Genomic DNA, 19,582 nt, shown 5'->3' with positions numbered 1-19,582 from the left:
AGGTGGACTTTTACATATGTCTTTTGCAGATCGTATTACAGCTGGCTTAAATCCTGAGCAAAAGGAAGCGGTCCTCACAACTGAGGGACCGGTTTTGATTCTCGCAGGAGCAGGAAGTGGCAAAACAAAGGTGCTGACCCAGCGGATTGCCTACCTCATTAGTGCCAAGCAGGTGGCGCCATGGAGCATTCTTGCCATCACGTTTACAAACAAGGCAGCACGGGAGATGCAAAACCGTGTTGCAGCCATTATTGGAGGGGCAGCCGCGCAGGATGCTTGGCTTTCTACCTTCCACTCATTGTGCGTACGTATTTTGCGCAGAGATATTGATCGCTTAGGGATCAACCGCAGCTTCTCCATTTTGGATGCGGGCGACCAATTGTCGGTTGTGAAGCAATGCCTGAAGGAGCTGAATATCGATCCGAAGCAGTATGAACCACGGTCGATCCTGGCGGCGATCAGCACAGCGAAGAACGAGCTGACCGATCCGGAAACATTCACTCGCCTCGCTGGTGACCCATTTTCGCAAGTGGCTGCCAAAGTATATGAGGCGTACCAGAAAAAACTGAGAAGCAACCAGTCTCTTGATTTTGACGATTTGATCATGACGACTGTTCGCCTGTTTAAAGAAGTACCAGAGGTATTGGAGTTTTACCAGAAAAAATTCCGCTACATTCACGTAGATGAGTATCAGGATACGAACCGCGCCCAATACTTGCTCATTTCCATGCTGGCGGACAAATCCCGCAATGTTTGCTGCGTGGGTGACGCCGACCAAAGTATTTATAAATGGCGGGGTGCAGATATTTCCATCATTTTAAACTTTGAAAAAGACTATCCCGAAGCGAAAATGATTAAGCTGGAGCAAAACTATCGCTCCACGAAAACGATTCTTCAAGCAGCAAACGAGGTTATTGCCAACAACAAGCTGCGCAAGGAAAAAAAGCTGTGGACCGATAATGATGGTGGAGAGAAAATCAACTGCTTCCAGGGCGACTCCGAGCACGACGAAGCGTACTTTATCGTGGACACGATTCGCAAGCAGATGATGGATTACAAGCGCTATGACAAGTTCGCCATTCTCTATCGGACGAACGCACAGTCCCGCGTGGTGGAGGAAGTGTTCATCAAGTCGAACATTCCGTACACGATCGTCGGCGGAACCAAGTTCTATGATCGTAAAGAGATTAAGGACATCCTGGCTTATTTGCGCCTCATCTCCAATCCGGACGACGATATCAGCCTGCAACGTATTATTAACGTGCCGAAGCGCAACATCGGGGACACCACGGTAGACAAATTACAGGCGTATGCAAACTCACAGGGCCAGTCTCTTTTTGCAGCGATACAGGATACGGCTTATATGGGGCTGTCGTCGCGCACGACGAATGCGATTTTATCCTTTAATGATTTGATCACGAGTTTGATGCAGATGACCGATTACTTGAGTGTAACCGAGCTGGTGGAGGAAGTATTGAAGCGCTCTGGCTATCGCGAATCGCTCAAAGAAGAAAAAACATTGGAAGCACAGGCAAGACTGGAGAATATCGAGGAGTTTCTGTCCGTTACGCAGGAGTTCGAGCGTAAAAACGAAGACAAGAGCTTGCTTGCTTTCCTGACCGATTTGGCCCTTGTAGCAGACATCGATTCACTCGGTGACGACAAAGCGCAGGAAGAAGTATCGGCTGAGGGTCAGGTCGTTCTCATGACCTTGCACAGTGCCAAAGGTCTGGAGTTCCCTGTCGTATTCCTCGTTGGCCTCGAGGAAGGGGTATTCCCGCATAGCCGTTCTCTGTTTGATGATGCCGAGATGGAAGAAGAGCGTCGCCTCGCTTACGTAGGCATCACGCGCGCCGAGGAACGTCTGTACATGACGTGTGCACGGATGCGGACGTTGTTCGGACGGACAAACGTGAATGCACCATCCCGCTTCTTGCAAGAAATTCCGGCTGATCTGCTCGAAGGTAGTCCGACAGCAGAGCGAGGTGGATTTGGTGGCGGACGCACCTCCGCATTTGGACAACGAGACACAGGTCGACCGTTTGGAGCACCGTCCACGCAAGCAGGAGCAGCTCCAAAAATGGGCCTCGCCCAGCGTACGGCAGGAGCAGCTACTTCCTCCTTCTCACGTCCTGGTGCGGGGGCCGGCGAAAAACTGCCTGGTCATGGCGCAGGAGCAGGTGTAGACTGGAAGGTTGGCGATCGCGTACAGCATGGCAAATGGGGTACAGGAACGGTCGTCAAGGTGAAGGGAACAGGTGACGACATGGAGCTCGACATCGCTTTCCCAAGCCCTACCGGTATCAAAAAGCTGTTAGCAAAATTTGCCCCTATCCAGCGGGGATAATGAAGGGAAACGTACAATAAATACGGTACTCGAATCGCATGAGTAAAGGATGAATGCCATGGATCATTTGACGGCGGAAACAAAAATGAAAGAATTAGCGAAACGAATTGAGCACCATAACCGTCTTTATCATGAAGAGGATCGACCTGAGATTACGGACCAGGAATACGATCAATTGATGCGGGAATTAAAAGAACTGGAAAGTCGCTTTCCGGAATTGGCTTCACCGGACTCCCCAAGCCTGCGCGTAGGTGGGGAGCCATTGCCTTTCTTTGAAAAAGTCGTACATAGAACTCCGATGCTGAGTCTAGGCAACGCTTTTAACGAAGAAGAAATACGGGATTTTGATCGCCGTGTCCGTCAGGCAGTAGGCAGTCAGGCGGTGCGCTATGTAGTGGAGCTGAAAATCGACGGATTGGCTGTTTCTCTCCATTACGAAAACGGTTTGTTTGTCAGAGGAGCGACCCGGGGCGATGGTACGACGGGAGAAGATATTACCCAGAACCTGAAAACGATCCGTTCGATTCCGCTGCGATTGACAAGACCGGTAACGCTGGAGGTAAGAGGCGAGGCTTATATGCCAAAAGGCGCCTTTGAAAAACTGAATAAAGAACGGGAGGAGCGCGGCGAACCGTTGTTTGCCAATCCGCGCAACTCTGCTGCAGGCTCGCTCAGACAGCTTGATCCCAAAATTGCCGCTTCCCGTCAGCTGGATACATTTATTTACGCGATCGGTGATTTGCAGGGCGAGGTAGTCGAATCGCACAGCGAAGGGCTCGCTTTGCTGGAAACGCTGGGCTTCAAGGTCAATCAGGAGCGCCGTGTCTTTGACGACATCGATGAACTGCTGGCATTTGTAGAAAGCTGGACAGAAAAGCGCCCGCATTTGCCGTATGAAATCGATGGTCTGGTTATCAAGGTAGACAGCTACGCGCAGCAGCAGGAGCTGGGCTTCACCGCAAAAAGTCCGCGTTGGGCAGTGGCCTACAAGTTCCCTGCCGAGGAAGCTGTCACGGTTTTGGAAGGAATCGAGGTATCTGTAGGCAGAACTGGCAACGTGACCCCAACGGCTCTGCTGAAGCCAGTCAGCCTGGCAGGTACGACAGTCAAGCGTGCGTCTCTGCATAACGAAGATATTATTCGTGAAAAAGGCTTGCTGATTGGCGATCATGTCGTTGTGAAAAAAGCGGGCGATATCATCCCGGAGATTATTGCGGTTCTCCCGGAGAGACGTACTGGCTCTGAGACGCCATTTTCCATGCCGTCGCATTGCCCGGAATGTGGCAGTGAGCTTGTGCGTTTGGAGGAAGAGGTAGCTCTCAGATGTATCAACCCGATGTGTCCCGCGCTGATCCGTGAGGGCATGATCCACTTCGTTTCCCGCACCGCGATGAATATTGACGGTCTCGGGGAAAAGGTAGTGGCTCAGCTGTATCACGATGGCATTATCCACAGCGTGGCAGATCTGTATTACCTGCATCAGCAGCGCGATTTGCTTTTGGGCATGGAGCGCATGGGGGAAAAGTCAGTTGATAACTTACTGGCTGCCATCGAAGCGAGCAAGGAAACCTCGCTGGAACGGGTATTGTTTGGCCTCGGCATTCGCTTGGTAGGTGCAAAGGCAGCGCGCGTACTTGCCGAGCATTTTGGACACATAGATGCTATCATGCAGGCTGATGAAGAAGCTCTAACGCAAATCGACGAAATCGGACCGAAAATGGCTGCCAGCCTGATTAACTACTTCAGTCAGCCACAGGCCGAAGCCGTCATCGAGCGTCTGAAGGCAGCGGGCGTCAATATGGAATACAAAGGAATTCGGATCGAAAGCGGAGCAGAGCTGCCGTTCTCAGGCAAAACGATTGTACTGACTGGCACACTGACACAGATGTCGCGCCAGGAGGCAGAAGAAGCGATTGCTCGTATGGGCGGCAAGGTAACAGGCAGCGTCAGCAAAAAGACCGATCTGGTCATTGCCGGTGACAAAGCTGGCTCCAAGCTGGAGAAGGCAGAGAAGCTTGGTATAGAAGTCATGGACGAAGCAGGCTTCCTGCAGGTGTTAGAAGCAAACAAGTAATCGTAAAAAGACAGCAAGGATAGCGACAGACGGATGAGTAAGGGAAGGGACGTGAAGGGCATGAAGGGCTTCCTACGATGGGGAATCGGCGCGTTGATACTGACACTCTTGGTCGGCTGTAGTGATGGCAGCGAACGGAGCAAGCCGAATCCTTCTTCGGTTACGGCAGCTGCTCTACAGGGAGACTTGACCTATAAGGACGTGCTGGAAAAGGGAGAAATGGTGCACAATCTCAAGATGACGACGGATTCCGAAAGAGTGTGGGTCGGTACGCATGCAGGATTGTACAGCTCAGCTGACGGAGGCTTGTGGGGCCTCCTCTCCCCACAATTGGAACAGCAAGCGATTGTAGGCTGGTTTGTGGACCCTGATGACGTGCGTCAAATCATCGTCGCAGGCAATGAAGGCGTGCATCTTTCTACAGATGGCGGCAAAGAATGGAACCCTATCGGAAAAGGATTGCCTGTTCCTGCTGAAATTCGCAGCTTCACCGGGATTCGTCAGGGTGAAAAAATCCGTCTGTTTGCCTTTATCTCAGGGGAAGGAATATATCAGTCCGTAGATAAGGGAGAGAATTGGAGTCTGTGGCAGCCGATGGATCAGGAAGTATATGCCATGGATTTTAACCCGGAGGAAAACCGACTCTATGTAGCCGCGCAATTCAGCTTGCTCTATAATGAAGACGGGCAGTGGAAGACAGAGGTATTGCCAGAGGCGCAACAAATCTATTCTCTTTCCATCGAACGACGTACCGGAGTACTGGCTGTCGCGACCGAGCGTGGTGTTTTTGAAAAAGTAAAAGGGGAGTGGCGACTGCTCGATGCACGCGCCCCCGAAAAGCTGATATTGATAGCTTCTGGCGAAGGAAAGACCAAATGGATTGGGATCGGTGAATCAGCACTGATTTACAAGCTAGTCGACAATCGCTGGACCAAGTGGAATTAAAAGGAGTAGCGTATGAAAGCGAAGTTATTGACAGGATGCAGGCTGGTGACGGCTCTACTTCTCGTGATCGTAACAACTGGTTGTTCGTTGCTACCCATTGGCAAGGAAAAGACAGCACCGGAGCCTACGACTCCATCCTTGTCAGAGGTTGTAGAAGTATCCGAAGATTACTACGGAAGCGTTACGCCGTATAAAACGAATCAGACGCGAGGCATGCTCAGCAGCACCAAATATCGCATTGACTTTAGTCATTTGGAGCTTGGGCTGATGGAGTTTGCCAGAGATACGTTCCCGACGTCAGACTATTTCTTCCAAGAAGGACAGCAGGTAACACGGGAACAGGTGACCGAATGGATCGCTCAGGAGAAAAGCGGTACAGCAAATGGTCAGAAGAAAACAGGAATTCTGGTACATGTACTGGAGCATGATTATCTCAACAAGAAGACCAAGCAATTGTCTGGCATGGTCTTGGGACTCTCGCTTTCACCGAACTATGTGGATGCGACTGGGCAAGAGAAGGTCTATACGCCTCAGGAATTGCAGGCAAAAGGGCAGCAGCTGGCGGCAAAGATTGTCCAGTCTGTGCGTGTGAACAGCCCGCAGGTACCGATACTGATCATGATGTATCAAGTACCAGAAGCCAATTCCTCGTTGGTGCCGGGACACTTTATCATGTCGGGAACCGTCAGTACAGGTGAGGCGGTTGTTTCCAAGTGGCAACCGATCGAAGAGGAATATTTCCTTTTCCCGAGCAAGGACGTTGAGAAAAAATATGCGCAGCAATCGCTGCAGTTTGATAAGCTGATGCGCCAAACGAAAGAGTTTTTTCCGGAGTACATCGGTTTGACTGGAGTCGGGCGCTTTATGGATGGCAGACTGACAGAGCTGACCATCACAGCGACAGCAGAATATGACTCACGATCAGAGGTGCTGCAGTTTACACAATTTGCGGCAGGTAGTATTAACCAGCTGATTGACAAGAGTGTGCACGTCAACCTGTATGTGCAGACGATGAGTAAGCCGCTGTCGATCTATATTCGTCCAACCTCTGGTGAGCCCTATATGCATCTCTACCGGAGCTAATCTTTTAAAATGATCGATTAACCCGATTTTTCATTGCATTGGTTATGAAAAGTCGGGTTTTTTGTATAATGCTGACGTTTGTGTTCAAACATAAGTGTGTAATAATGAGAGAGTTTTGAACAAAAGTGTGTTGAATGCTTCCCTGATACAGGAAGATGTTTTTCGAGAAAAATGCAAACAATAGTGGAGTCGAGGAAGTTCAGTTTTAGTTGGTATGATCCTTGCATAAGATTATAAGTGATCCGCACATGGAAGAAATTTATAAGGAGGCGTCACAGATGCAAGTGGAATTCAAAAACGAGGCGTTTACCAATTTTAGCCTGCCAGAAAATAAAAAGGCATTCGAAGAAGCACTCGCCAAAGTAGAAAGCGAGCTTGGCCTTGAGTATGATCTCATCATTGGCGGCGAGCGCATCACAACTGAGAAAAAATCCAAATCCATCAACCCTTCTAATAAAGAACAGGTAGTGGGTGTGGTTTCCCAAGCTGACCAAGCATTGGCTGAAAAAGCAATTCAAACAGCTGCAAGCACATTTGAAACTTGGAAAAAAGTTCCTGCTCAGGCTCGTTCCCGCTATCTGTATAAAGCAGCAGCGATTATGCGCCGCCGTAAGCATGAGTTCTCTGCTTGGCTGGTAAAAGAAGCAGGTAAAAGCTGGGCAGAAGCAGATGCTGACACAGCAGAAGCGATTGATTTCATGGAATACTATGGCCGTCAAATGGATAAGCTGTCCCAGCGCCATGACCTTCCTCGCATTCCGGATGAGGATAACGAATTGTACTACGTTCCACTTGGTGTTGGTGTTGTAATCCCACCATGGAACTTCCCTCTCGCAATTATGGTAGGGATGACTACAGCTGCTCTCGTAGCTGGTAACACAGTTGTACTGAAACCTGCTTCCACCACCCCAGTAATTGCTGCGAAATTCATGGAAATCCTTGAAGACGCTGGCGTTCCAGCTGGTGTTGTTAACTTTGTACCAGGTTCCGGTGGTGAAATCGGGGACTACCTCGTAGAACATACACTGACTCGTTTCATCAGCTTCACTGGTTCCCGCGACGTAGGTCTGCGCATTAACGAGCTGGCTGCAAAACATCGTCCAGGTCAAAAATGGATGAAGCGTCTGGTAGCTGAAATGGGCGGTAAAGACTCTATCGTTGTTGACAGCGACTGCGATATCGAGCTGGCTGCACAATCCATCGTTGCTTCTGCATTCGGTTTCTCTGGTCAAAAATGTTCTGCATGCTCTCGTGCAATTGTTCACCAAGATGTGTACGATCAAGTACTGGGCCGCGTAGCGGAAATGACGAAAAATCTGACTGTAGGCGACATCAGAACAAACGATTTCTACACAGGTCCAGTTGTTGACGAGAAAGCATACAACAAAATCCTGGAGTACATCGAAATCGGTAAACAAGAGGGTAAACTGGTTGCAGGTGGCGAAAAAGGACCAGAATCCGGTTACTTCATCCAGCCAACTGTATTCGCTGACCTCGATCCAAATGCTCGCATCATGCAAGAAGAAATCTTTGGCCCAGTAGTAGCATTCTGCAAAGCTAACGATTTCGACCATGCTATGGAAATTGCGAACAACACAGAGTACGGCTTGACTGGCGCTGTAATCAGCCGCAACCGTGCAAACCTGGAGCGCGCACGCGAAGAGTTCCACGTAGGTAACCTGTACTTCAACCGTAAGTGCACAGGTGCTTTGGTAGGCGTACATCCATTCGGCGGATTCAACATGTCCGGTACAGACTCCAAAGCGGGTGGACCAGACTATCTGCTGCTCTTCACTCAAGCGAAAATGGTTTCTGAAAAATTGTAAGCTCTATCGACACTGCGTTGTAAGCCGCATGTTACAAAAGCCGTCTCTTAAATAGAGGCGGCTTTTTCGGTTTTCTAACACTCATTTTGTCCACACTAAGAAAAATGGCTGTGCGGGGCAGGTGAGGGATGCTGTTTACGTATATTGTGTCAGGGCTCTCTACGTTTTTTATCGTGTATTTGTTAATGCCGATAGCGAATTGGCTGGCGTGGAAAACAAAGCTGCTGGACATTCCCAAAGGCAGGAAAGGGCATAATAGACCGATGCCATTATCTGGTGGATTGGCCATGTTCGTTGGACTGCTCATAGTGACAACTTTTTTTGCAGGGGCGCAAAAATCCGTTGCAGTTTTGGCAGTTGGAGGAGCTATGCTGGTGGTCATCGGATGGGTCGATGATACGTTCAAATCCAGGCAAAAGGACTTTCCAGCATTACCCAAGCTGCTTGTTCAATTACTGGTCGCTGTCTTTACTTTTATGCTGGATATAAGGTTTCGCGGAATCAGCTTGTCATGGATCGGAGAAGAGGGAGCCTACATTTCTTTTCCGCTTCTCGTTTCGTTAGTGGCGACGGTTTTATGGATAGTCGGGTTGATCAACATGGTCAATTTTTTGGATGGAGTAGATGGCCTGGCGGCGGGAGCCACAGTCTTTTCAGCGGTGACGTTGTTTTTCCTGTCGATGGTGAGAGGACAAGAATTGACGGCATTACTGGCAGTGGCACTTGCAGGTGCAGCGCTTGCCTTTCTGCGCTTTAATTTTTACCCGGCCAAAATGTTTATGGGCGATGCGGGCTCGATGTTTTTAGGATTTGCCCTCGGAGTTATTTCGCTTGAAGGGACGATGAAGGGGGCGACTCTCATTTCGCTTGTTGTGACCGTACTAGCACTAGGGCTGCCTGTCATCGATACCATCCAGGTCATGGTCAGCAGGCTGTTGGCGGGCTCTCCCATGCACCAGGCGGATCGCAGGCACGTTCATCACCGGTTGATGTCACGTGGCTTGTCAGCAAAGCAGACCGTCGTCGTGCTGTATCTCGTCAGCTTCCTGCTCTCAGCGTTGTCGGTGTTTCTGTTTTTCCTTTGAGGAAGTATGAGAAATTATGCCTCCAGCAAAAAAGGCTACACCAAATGGCTTGGCGTAGCCAACTGCACGAATTCATGAAGGAGTGGGATCAAAGAATAGAAACTGATTGCGGCCGGTTGCTTTTGCTCGATAGAGAGCTTTGTCAGCATAAGTCAGGAGCTGATCGGCGTCGGTAGCAGAGGTTGGATAGATGGAGATGCCAATGCTCGTTGTGAAGGAAAATTCCTGGTCGTCAATGACCCATGGAAGTTGGAGCGATTGCAGAATCCGGCTGGCTACTTTTTCTACCTGTTGCCTGGTGTGAATACCCGTAAGCAGTACGACAAATTCATCACCGCCCAGACGAGCTACTGTGTCTCCATCGCGCACGCATGATTTGAGTCGTTCGGCAAGAATTTTGAGAAAAGTATCCCCGGTATTATGCCCCCAGGTGTCGTTAATTTCTTTAAAATGATCGCAGTCGAGAAAAAGCACGGCGACCAGTTCGTTTTTTACTTTGGCTGCTGTCAAAGCCTCGTGCAGATTGATAGAAAGCAGACGCCTGTTTGGTAATCCCGTTAGCACATCATGGTACGCCATGTATTCCAGGCGTGTCTCCAGCTTTTTGCGCTCGGTAATATCTCTTGTCACGGAAAATACGTGCGTGCATACGCCGTCTTTATTGTAGACAGGCGACAGAATCGACTCGCCAATCACTTCACCATTCGTCGTATAGTGGATGGGTTCCTCACCTTGCACCGCCTTTTGGTACATTCTGTTCAACAAAGCTGCTTTTTCTTCCGGATATACATCCTCGATTCGCTTTCCGTATGCTTCCTCGGATAGATCTGCAACTTGCATAGCGGCTGGATTCATCAGTACGTAGCGGAAGTGGTACTCTTTGTCCGCTGATTCTTCCACAGACATAAGGAAGAACATGTCTGACATATGATGAAATAAGCTGGTCAGGATATCCCCGTGTTCACTAATGAGTGTTGCGATGTCGAGCTTTTTCATATCTGTCTTCTCCTGAATGTAGGCTTGTCCCCATTATTATAGTATAGCAAGATAGCCTAAGAAAATGATGAGCCATTGGTAATAAACGGTATTCAAAAAGGGATGCCTATTTAGTGTAGGGTTTACTGCAAGTTAGTGGAGTGGTAAAGTAAGGATATTCGAATACAGGTTGTCTAATCGAAAGAGAACAAGGAGTTTGTTTTATGAGCAAAAAGCTACTTCCGGGCCTCATCCATCGACTTCCACAGAATGCGATGTCTCGGACTATGGGAAAAATTACCGCTTCAGGCTTTAGTCGATTAGCCATTCAACGATACATACGGCACTATCAGATTGATACCTCGATCATAGAAAAACCGGTTAAGGAATACCGCACGCTCAAAGAGTTTTTTACACGTCGCCTGAAGCCAGAAGCAAGACCAATTGCTCCGGGAGCCGATACGATTGTCAGTCCTGTAGATGGTACTGTTTCTCAGCTTGGGGATATTTGCGAGGGTACCTTAATTCAGGCAAAAGGGAAAGAGTTCGATGTGTCCCAACTTTTGGGAGGCTCAGAGGAAGAAGCCAAACGCTACTACGGCGGTAAGTTTATCACGATTTATTTGAGTCCACGCGACTACCATCGGATTCATATGCCGGTTGCCGGTGACCTGACCTGCTACTGCTACTTGCCAGGGCGCTTGTATCCTGTGAATAAGCTGGGAATTGAAAACGTAGACTGCCTGTTTGCGCGAAATGAACGTTTGGTCACTCATATCCAAACGGACGGGCTGGGAGACATGGCACTTGTCAAGGTAGGGGCTCTGTTCGTCGGCAGTGTCAAAGTCTGCTACAATACCGCTACGACCAACATCAAGCATGGTCAGCAAACGCATGAGAAGATTGCTGGTACCCCTCATTATGAAAAAGGGGCGGAGCTGGGCTGGTTTGAATTTGGCTCCACGGTGATCCTGTTGCTGGAGTCTAACCAACTGGAGTGGGCAGCAGGCGTTGAAAAAGGCAAGAGCTTGCTCATGGGTCAACCGCTGTTGAAAAAAGCGTCACAGCCTGAGTAGAATCGAATACACCGATAGAAGAGGAGGTCCAGGGCGTATAGCCTTGGACTTGTTTTTACATCTACGAAGAAAAGTAAAGGCTGTTTTCTAGTCTCCACGACAGCCCAGCTTCATCCGCGTTTCCTAGTCAATCTTTTTTTGCCGAATTATTTTTGTTTTATGGTGAGTATATCCCTGCGAAAATTGACTGAACCTGTTGTTTTCAAGTAAGATCAAAGTTATGTGATACGATTCGGAGGTGGAAAAAATGAGTGCCATTACTCGCAAGGAAGTAGAACATGTAGCTAATCTGGCCCGCTTGCAGCTGACTGAGGAAGAAGCTGAGAGATACACGAAGGACCTGAATGCGATTTTGGAATTTGCAGCCAAGCTAAACGAGCTGGATACGTCCAATATCGAGCCGACAAGCCATGCGACTGATGTAAAAAACGTCATGCGCGAGGACGTCAACCGACCATCCCTGCCACGTGAGGAAGTGCTGAAAAACGCGCCAGACCACGAAGAAGGGCAGTTCAAGGTACCAGCTGTATTCGAATAAGGAAAAAGGATAACGAGAAGGGAGGAACCCACTGTGTCGCTGTTTGACAAGCGATTGTCGGAGATACATAGCGCCCTGCGCGCAAAAGAATTGTCTGTGACTGATCTGGTGCAGGCTTCCATCACTAGCATCAAGGAGCACGATGGAGAAATCAAATCCGTATTGCACGTAGATGAAGAGGGCGCGCTTGCTCATGCCCGTCAATTGGACGAGCGTCTGGTAAAAGAAAATGAGGAATTGGGTCTTCTCTTTGGCTTGCCTGCCGGACTCAAGGACAACCTGATTACAAAAGATGTACGCACAACCTGCGCCAGCAAATTTTTGGCGAACTATGATCCTGTGCATGACGGGACCGTTTCCCAAAAGGTAAAGGAAGCAGATGCTGTTATCGTAGCGAAGCTGAACATGGACGAGTTTGCTATGGGCGGCTCCAACGAAAACTCTGGCTTCTACCCAACCAAAAACCCTTGGAACACCGATTATGTGCCAGGTGGCTCCAGCGGTGGATCGGCGGCAGCGATGGCTGCGCGTCATTTTTACTTTACACTCGGTTCTGATACGGGCGGATCGATTCGTCAGCCAGCCGCTTTTTGTGGCGTTGTCGGCTTGAAGCCAACGTATGGACGTGTTTCCCGTTTCGGACTGGTTGCGTTCGCATCCTCTTTGGATCAGATCGGACCTGTTACGAAAAACGTCGAGGATTCCGCTTATGTCCTGCAAGCGATTGCTGGACATGATGGATACGATTCGACCTCTGCAAATGTAGAAGTGCCAGACTATTTGTCAGCATTGACCGGAGATGTCAAAGGATTGCGCATCGGCGTGCCGAAGGAATTGATTGGCGAAGGAATCGACCCAGAGGTTCGTGATGCTGTTCTGGCAGCGCTGAAGCAGCTGGAGAGCATGGGAGCGACATGGAGCGAGGTTTCCATGCCGCATACGGAATACGCCGTACCAGCGTATTATTTGCTGTCGTCCTCTGAGGCGTCTTCCAACCTGGCTCGCTTTGACGGCGTTCGCTACGGCGTGCGTGCAGACAATTCAGCCAACCTGATTGAGCTGTACAAAGAATCTCGCAGCCAAGGCTTTGGGGCAGAGGTAAAACGTCGCATCATGCTGGGAACGTACGCTCTCTCTTCCGGCTATTACGATGCGTATTACAAAAAAGCACAACAAGTACGTACCTTGATTATTCAAGACTTCAACAGCATTTTTGCTGATTACGATGTCATTTTGCATCCGACTACGCCGTCCACGGCATTTAAAATCGGAGAAAATGCAGATGATCCGGTCAAAATGTATCTGGAAGACATCTGCACCGTGCCTGTCAATCTGGCTGGCTTGCCAGCAATCAGTGTGCCATGCGGCTTCGCTAAAAGCGGACTGCCGATTGGCCTTCAGATTGTGGGCCGAGCGTTTGATGAATCCACTGTGCTGCGCGTAGCACATGCCTATGAGCAATCCGTGGGCTTTCACCAGCGCAAGCCGGAATGGGTAAGGGGGTAAGGCGTCATGAGCAAGTACGAAACCGTCATCGGCTTGGAGGTTCACGCCGAGCTATCAACGAACAGTAAAATTTTCTGCGGTTGCAAGACAGAGTTTGGTGCGCCGCCAAATACGCATACCTGCCCAATCTGCTTGGGACATCCAGGCGTGCTTCCGGTAACCAACAAGCAGGCTGTGGAATTCGCCATGAAGGCAGCACTCGCACTCAATTGCGAAATTTCCCGCGAGACCAAGTTCGACCGTAAAAACTACTTTTATCCGGATTCGCCAAAAGCGTACCAAATCTCGCAGTTTGATCAGCCAATCGGCTACAATGGCTGGATCGACATCGAGGTAAACGGTGAGACAAAGCGCATCGGAATCACGCGCCTGCATCTCGAAGAAGACGCTGGTAAGCTGACGCACAGCGACTTTGGCGGAGAATCCTTGGTAGACTTCAACCGTGTTGGTGTGCCTCTGGTAGAGATCGTTTCCGAGCCAGACATTCGCACACCGGAAGAAGCCAGAGCGTATCTGGAAAAGCTCAAGGCGATTATCCAATACACCGAAGTATCCGACGTTCGCATGGAGCAAGGCTCCCTGCGCTGTGATGCCAATGTATCCATCCGTCCGTATGGTCAAGAAGAGTTCGGAACCAAGGCAGAGCTGAAAAACATGAACTCCTTCCGCAACGTACAGATGGGCTTGGAGTACGAGGTGCTTCGTCAAGCGGAGGTGCTTAATTCGGGTGGCAAGGTCGTACAGGAAACGCGCCGCTGGGATGAAGCCAACAAGAAAACCTTGACGATGCGTTCCAAAGAAGAAGCGCACGACTATCGTTACTTCCCAGATCCTGATCTGGTACGCATGCAGATTTCCGAGGAGTGGATTGAAGCTGTTCGCGCTTCGATCCCTGAGCTGCCGGATGCGCGTCAGGCTCGCTATGTAAACGAGTTTGGCCTGTCGGCGGCAGATGCAGGAGTGATCACGATCTCCAAAGAAACTGCGGATTTCTTTGATGAGACAGTGAAGACTGGGGCAGATCCGAAATCGGTTGCCAACTGGCTGATGGTAGACCTCTTGGCGCACCTCAATGCCAACAACCTGGAATTTTCCGATGTGAAAATGACACCGCAAGGCTTGGGCGAAATGATCAAGCTGATCGGGGACGGCACGATTTCCTCCAAAATTGCCAAAACCGTCTTTAAAGAGATGGTGGAGACTGGCAAGGAGCCGAAGAAGATCGTCGAGGAAAAAGGTCTGGTGCAAATCAGTGACGAAGGCGCACTCCGCCAAATCGTTATCGATGCGGTCAACTCCAATCCGCAAGCGGTAGCAGACTACAAATCCGGAAACGAGAAGGCCGCAGCTTTCTTTGTCGGCCAAGTCATGAAGCAGACCAAAGGCAAAGCGAACCCGCCAATGGTTAATAAATTGATTCAGGAAGTATTGAACAGCCTGTAGGCAATAAGTCCAAACAGCACTTTCCAAACGGAGGGTGCTGTTTCTTTTGTCATGCATCATTGGTCATGTGCTAAATTATACCAATCGAGGTAATATAGACAAAGGAAAGCAACGCCAAGTGAGAGGGAGAAATCCGAATGAAACGTAATGTTCAAAATGCCGCAATGGTTCTATCAGTAGCAACGATCCTATCAGCTCTGCCTGTTGCAGCTTTGGCAGCCAGTCCGCAAGCACTCGCTCAAAGCAGCACAGCTACAGCAGCTTCGGAAAGCTTTACGCTTCCTGCATCAGCGCAAAAAATTGTATCTGCGCTGGAAAAGCTCGAGCCGGGACTAAAGACGCTAACCGATCGGCAAACGGAAAAGAGTGAAACCTTCATCTATCTGGATTGGCTGGATCCTAAGAATGAAGAGTCCTATGCCTTTTTCACCTTTGATCTGAAAACGGGCAATTTAATCAGCTATGAGGCTTACTTAACCAGCTGGAGAACGGAACAGAGGGTGACAGAGGATGCGACCTTGAAAAAGGTAGAGCAGGCTGTTGTGGAGGTTTTTGGCGCAGATAAGCGCAAAACGATGGGGAATCCGAGCCTGTCTACTTACGAAGAAGGATCCGGAGATGAGATGCGCGAGCTGCTGATCGGTTCACGGATGGTTTCCTATCCCGCCTTGTTGAACGGACTGGAGATAAACGGGAGTAATTTCGGGATTGGGTTTAGTACCGATTTGGCTGGACATATCGAGGAAATCAACGTCCGTGAAGCCAATTTAAAAGATGTAAAGGTACCAGATGTGAAAACAGCGCTGACTCCAGAAGCCGTCAAAAAGCAATACTTTAACACGGCAGCTTTTGACCTCGGCTATGTACAGGATGGAAAAGATGGCAAGCCTGGCATGCACTATGTCCTCCGTTATGCTCCAACGTTTGATGCGACATCAGGCAAACTGCTTGATGAATGGCTCGGCATAGAAATCGCAGATGATACGAAGCGAAAGGATGCCAATTTGAAAAATATAACGCTGAAGCCGCAGGCGAAATCTCTTGCTGTGAAAGGGGAAGAGGATGTGCGAAAGCTTGTGGTCAGCATGTTCGGAATTGATGTGAAGGAAGAAGATTGGTATTTTTCGCAAGAGAGCGACGAAGAGTCGGTTACCTACTCTTTCTCCAATGACAATTCGGATTCGATTTCGGTCACTGTAGATGCTGTGACGGGGCTGGTAACGGACGCCAGTCACTGGGAGGAGAAAGTAGAGAGCAAGACTGTTCTATCAAAAGAAGAGGCTTTGAAAAAGGCGATTTCTTTTATCGAGCCATACGCAGTGTCTACTTCTAGCAATGTGCAGGTAGAAATCTATGATCCGGTCAATCCTGCACCATTGGCAGATTGGATGAAGGAAATCGATAAAGAAATGGGCGTCGAAGAAGAAGGACCCGGTCATATTTACGGATTCAGTTTTAATGAACTGCACAAAAATACCCCTGTTCTGGATCGCTACTACTGGGTGCTCGTGGACAGCAAAAACGGCAAGATTGTACAGTTCTCTACAACCTTGCCGATGAAGGACGCTACTTTCTCAGAACCAAAGGTGGCAGTGACAGAACAACAGGCAGCAGAAAGCTTTGTGAAAAACTTGCCGCTGAAACAATCGTACGTCTGGCCAACGTACTATGGAACAAAAGGTCCTGAGCTGAAGCTGATCTATACCATCGACACTAGCAAGGGCTGGCCTTATGTGGATGCGATGGATGGGACATTAAACTTCGATGAATAGGACCCAGGCAGGATCATGCGGACAGTTTTTCCAGCATAAGCTCCAATAATGCAACAGCCTTGCGTTCCAGGCTCTCAATTCCTTGCAGAATAGCAGCAGCCTGCTTGCTTGGTTCAGAAGCATTCGGCTCCCCACCAGACGGGAATGGAAAAAGCTTGCTCAGCTTGGCAAATTCATCTGCGATTTGCCCGTACAAAGCTGAAGCTTCCAGCACCGTAGGACGAATCTCATCAAAAGCCGGATCATTCCACGTCGCAGCGATCTCACTCCAAAACAGGGAGGCGTTGCGACGTGCATTTTCCGCGACTGCTATTGTGTAGGCGTTGCCGTTTGGTTCGATGCCGCCTTGCTGGAAAGCCTCAAGCCATGCGGTATAGGCCATCAAGCCGTTTGTGCAAGCTTTATCCGATCCGGCACCAGCGTAATGACGAAGCGCAGCACCAATTGCTTTTGTCAGCATGGTTTTTTGATCGATCTCTACTGTTTTTTCGATAGCCAGTACGAACAATTCCTCTACCAATCCGCGCCCCAGATGTTCAAAGGCGATCGTTTTGTCGTGACCGCAGTTATCCCCTGCATACAGCTGCTTGCTGTCGTCATCGTACCCGTAAATCAAACCAAACTCAGGGATAAACAAATCCCAGGCAAGAACCGGATACCCACGATCGATGGAGCGGTGAACGAGCTCCAGCGCTTGTGGCAGAAGTGTCGGCAACGGGCGCTTCTCGCGGGCGTCAGCACCTAAAAGAGTAGGAGAGACATGGTTTGCATTGGGTGCTGGTGCACAATCGGCTGACTCGCCGCCTACGACCCGTGACTCAAAGCCCATATTGCGTAGACCCTCCTGCAACACATCGGCAAAAGGAAACATCGTTGGGCCTGCGATATGGATTTCCTTTGGAACGACAGTCAAGCGGAAAGCATGCCCGCTAAGGCCGAGTACCATTGGAAGAGACATTTTGCGATCGGTATATTCGACTAATCCATGCAAGGCAGCAGCGCATGTAATCCATGTTGGCAGTGTGAATGCCTCCGGTTTTCTCAGTACGGCTTGTTTCATTATTCCCGCATCCTTTCGAGTTTTCATGTATTGGTCAACTACGACGCGGGTTTTTTCCTGAATCAGTTTTTTGCGGGAACGAGACAGAACTTGATAGACATTGGCCTGAGAAATTTCGAACAATCGTCCAATCTCCAGCGGGGACAGATGGTCGAAAAAGTGGGATTCCACGATGCGACGCTCCCGTGGATTCAGGCAATGCAGCATGCCTGTGATCGTCTGCAAGAGCTCTCGGCGCATGACAATCTCAGATGGATCGCCGGTGTGCTCCATCGCAGGTGACCATGTGCGACCCAGACGATGCAAGATACTGTCCAAGTCTTCCCAATCAGTTGGTTCCATCTCATGTGACGGGTTGATCAGTCCAGTGAAAAGCTGCTCCCGTTTGTGCGGTCCTTTTTGCAGGCGAGTGTATGCCTGATTGCGCACGATACGGTGAAGCCAAGGAAGAAACCGCCGACTGTCCACGAGCGTACCCAAGTGCAAAAAGGCACGGATAAGGGCATCCTGCACAATATCCTCCGCCAGAAAGGCCTCACGTGTATACGAGCGAGCATAGCCGTATACTTTGGAGCGGTGACGTCGAACCAGCTCCCCGAAGGCTTCCTGATCACCGGATTTTGCTCGTTCTACCAGCGTTTCGTCTTCTTCGTATGTTTCTTCCTGTTGCAGCAGCTCTGCCTGATAACCTACGTGTTCCATCGCAAAAACCCCTCGTTGTTAGTTGACATATAGCATAGACTTCGGATGCTTTGATTTTCTGACAGCCAATCTACACTTTTTTTAAAAAAAGATACAAGTGGCAGATTTGTAAGAAATTCCACTCTCCCCTATAATGAACATACACGATGAAAAAGGGGGAAGGAAGTATGACGAAGCTGATTTCAGTCACAGGAGAAAGCGTGCCACCGGGAAAAGGTGGATCACCATCCGATACATTTGATCGTTCCATCGCTATATGGGAAGAAAACGGCAAGCAAAAAACAGTAACGGTTACATATGTACGCTATTTCGGCAAAGTATTGGCAGAGCGAGGCATCTACGACCAAGATGCAGAAAGCATTCCTGTGAGCCACCTGGTTGCCGTGTTATTTGAGGAAAAGCATCCCGGAATAAAGGAAAACCGTCATTATATCAATAATATAGATGAATTTGCTGAGCTGTTTGCTGACTTTTCGTTGTCCAAATGGAAGGAACGCTACCCGGGCGTGACAGGAGTTTCCCAAGCATAAGCCTAAGTCTGACTGCTTGGCTGGGGAGATTCTTTTGTTCAACTGTCGAAAAATTCTGATCGGTAAATGTGAATATATGCCAGATGTTTTGGCTGGGCATGCTATGAATCAACCAATTATTGGAGGTCATGTGCATGTTCCCGTTTTGGCTATCTACTTTTCTTACGCTCTCTATCCTGCAGCCTGGTGCATTCCTTTACGAGCAGGGGAAAGCTGTCACGCAATTGTTGACCGTGCAGGAGTTCGATGCCTTTTTGCAGGACTGGAAACAGGGACAGGTGCTGGCGCTTCGGCATCCGTTATTTGATCTGACGCGCGTATCCGCTGGGGCTGGCGGAGTGGAGGCTATCTCGTTTGCAGGGGTGGCCCATGGTCAGCGTGGTGACATCTCCCTTGTCTTTTATACAATGGATGGGGATCAGGTGTACACTCCACCCGGTACGGTCGCGAATGCGCATGTGGACGAAAAACAAAAAGAGTTTCACATTGCCGCAGCAATCCCACGACTTCTACAGGGCCGCATAGGGGTTGTACAAGTGACATTTCAAGGAGAAAAACGGGCAGCGTACTTGCTCAAGGTACAGTTTTAACGATTAGAAATAGAGCTTTGGGACAGGAGG

Annotated in this window: 15 protein-coding genes; 13 read left to right on the top strand and 2 right to left on the bottom strand. The window is 49.4% G+C overall.

Going from position 1 to position 19,582, the window contains the following annotated elements:
* Positions 1–16 precede the first annotated feature (16 nt).
* The 6 genes from pcrA to SB752_RS26060 all read left to right on the top strand — a co-directional run bounded on the left by pcrA (position 17) and on the right by SB752_RS26060 (position 9,360).
* On the top strand, positions 17–2,347 hold the full coding sequence (pcrA, locus tag SB752_RS26085; protein WP_410718396.1) for a DNA helicase PcrA: 2,331 nt from the start codon (positions 17–19) through the stop codon (positions 2,345–2,347).
* A 58-nt stretch (positions 2,348–2,405) separates the two neighbouring features.
* On the top strand, positions 2,406–4,421 hold the full coding sequence (gene ligA / locus SB752_RS26080; RefSeq protein WP_410718395.1) for an NAD-dependent DNA ligase LigA: 2,016 nt from the start codon (positions 2,406–2,408) through the stop codon (positions 4,419–4,421).
* A gap of 33 nt (positions 4,422–4,454) precedes the next feature.
* Positions 4,455–5,366 (top strand): WD40/YVTN/BNR-like repeat-containing protein, encoded by a 912-nt coding sequence (locus tag SB752_RS26075; protein ID WP_410718394.1) that lies wholly within the window; start codon positions 4,455–4,457, stop codon positions 5,364–5,366.
* A gap of 12 nt (positions 5,367–5,378) precedes the next feature.
* Positions 5,379–6,449 carry a CamS family sex pheromone protein gene (locus SB752_RS26070; RefSeq protein WP_410718393.1) on the top strand — a complete coding sequence of 357 codons (1,071 nt, stop codon included), beginning with the start codon at positions 5,379–5,381 and terminating at the stop codon, positions 6,447–6,449.
* A 278-nt stretch (positions 6,450–6,727) separates the two neighbouring features.
* The gene (gene pruA, locus SB752_RS26065; RefSeq protein WP_410718392.1) at positions 6,728–8,275 is read left to right on the top strand and encodes an L-glutamate gamma-semialdehyde dehydrogenase; all 1,548 of its coding nucleotides are present in this window, start codon (positions 6,728–6,730) and stop codon (positions 8,273–8,275) included.
* Positions 8,276–8,403: 128 nt separating this feature from the next.
* The gene (locus tag SB752_RS26060; protein ID WP_410718391.1) at positions 8,404–9,360 is read left to right on the top strand and encodes an MraY family glycosyltransferase; all 957 of its coding nucleotides are present in this window, start codon (positions 8,404–8,406) and stop codon (positions 9,358–9,360) included.
* 72 nt (positions 9,361–9,432) lie between these two features.
* Here the strand turns inward: SB752_RS26060 and SB752_RS26055 are convergent, their stop codons facing one another.
* Positions 9,433–10,356, bottom strand: coding sequence for a diguanylate cyclase domain-containing protein (locus tag SB752_RS26055; RefSeq protein ID WP_410718390.1), 924 nt, complete (start codon positions 10,354–10,356; stop codon positions 9,433–9,435).
* 203 nt (positions 10,357–10,559) lie between these two features.
* Here SB752_RS26055 and asd point away from each other — a divergent pair, with 203 nt between their 5' ends.
* From asd to SB752_RS26030, 5 genes are all read left to right on the top strand, one after another.
* Positions 10,560–11,411 (top strand): archaetidylserine decarboxylase, encoded by an 852-nt coding sequence (gene asd, locus SB752_RS26050; protein WP_410718389.1) that lies wholly within the window; start codon positions 10,560–10,562, stop codon positions 11,409–11,411.
* Between the two features lie 247 nt (positions 11,412–11,658).
* The gene (gatC, locus tag SB752_RS26045) at positions 11,659–11,949 is read left to right on the top strand and encodes an Asp-tRNA(Asn)/Glu-tRNA(Gln) amidotransferase subunit GatC (RefSeq protein WP_049736600.1); all 291 of its coding nucleotides are present in this window, start codon (positions 11,659–11,661) and stop codon (positions 11,947–11,949) included.
* Positions 11,950–11,982: 33 nt separating this feature from the next.
* Entirely contained in the window at positions 11,983–13,455 is a 1,473-nt protein-coding gene (gatA, locus tag SB752_RS26040) for an Asp-tRNA(Asn)/Glu-tRNA(Gln) amidotransferase subunit GatA (protein ID WP_410718388.1), read from the top strand.
* A gap of 6 nt (positions 13,456–13,461) precedes the next feature.
* Positions 13,462–14,898, top strand: coding sequence for an Asp-tRNA(Asn)/Glu-tRNA(Gln) amidotransferase subunit GatB (gene gatB, locus SB752_RS26035; RefSeq protein WP_213023945.1), 1,437 nt, complete (start codon positions 13,462–13,464; stop codon positions 14,896–14,898).
* Positions 14,899–15,035: 137 nt separating this feature from the next.
* Positions 15,036–16,670: a YcdB/YcdC domain-containing protein gene (locus SB752_RS26030; protein WP_410718387.1), complete on the top strand. Its 1,635-nt coding sequence runs from the start codon at positions 15,036–15,038 to the stop codon at positions 16,668–16,670.
* Positions 16,671–16,683: 13 nt separating this feature from the next.
* Here SB752_RS26030 and SB752_RS26025 read toward each other — a convergent pair whose 3' ends face one another.
* Positions 16,684–18,432: an RNA polymerase sigma factor gene (locus SB752_RS26025; RefSeq protein ID WP_410718386.1), complete on the bottom strand. Its 1,749-nt coding sequence runs from the start codon at positions 18,430–18,432 to the stop codon at positions 16,684–16,686.
* A gap of 167 nt (positions 18,433–18,599) precedes the next feature.
* Here SB752_RS26025 and SB752_RS26020 point away from each other — a divergent pair, with 167 nt between their 5' ends.
* Together SB752_RS26020 and SB752_RS26015 are read left to right on the top strand one after the other, a co-directional pair.
* Positions 18,600–18,962: a hypothetical protein gene (locus SB752_RS26020; protein WP_410718385.1), complete on the top strand. Its 363-nt coding sequence runs from the start codon at positions 18,600–18,602 to the stop codon at positions 18,960–18,962.
* 134 nt (positions 18,963–19,096) lie between these two features.
* Complete coding sequence (locus tag SB752_RS26015) at positions 19,097–19,552, top strand: hypothetical protein (RefSeq protein ID WP_410718384.1); 456 nt, start codon at positions 19,097–19,099, stop codon at positions 19,550–19,552.
* Positions 19,553–19,582: the final 30 nt, after the last annotated feature.

Origin of the sequence: Brevibacillus sp. SIMBA_040, from assembly GCF_046535075.1 — a bacterium.
In the GTDB taxonomy this organism is placed as follows: domain Bacteria; phylum Bacillota; class Bacilli; order Brevibacillales; family Brevibacillaceae; genus Brevibacillus.
The sequence above is the reverse complement of the archived record's forward strand: the minus strand, read 5'-3'. Positions and strand labels throughout refer to the sequence as shown.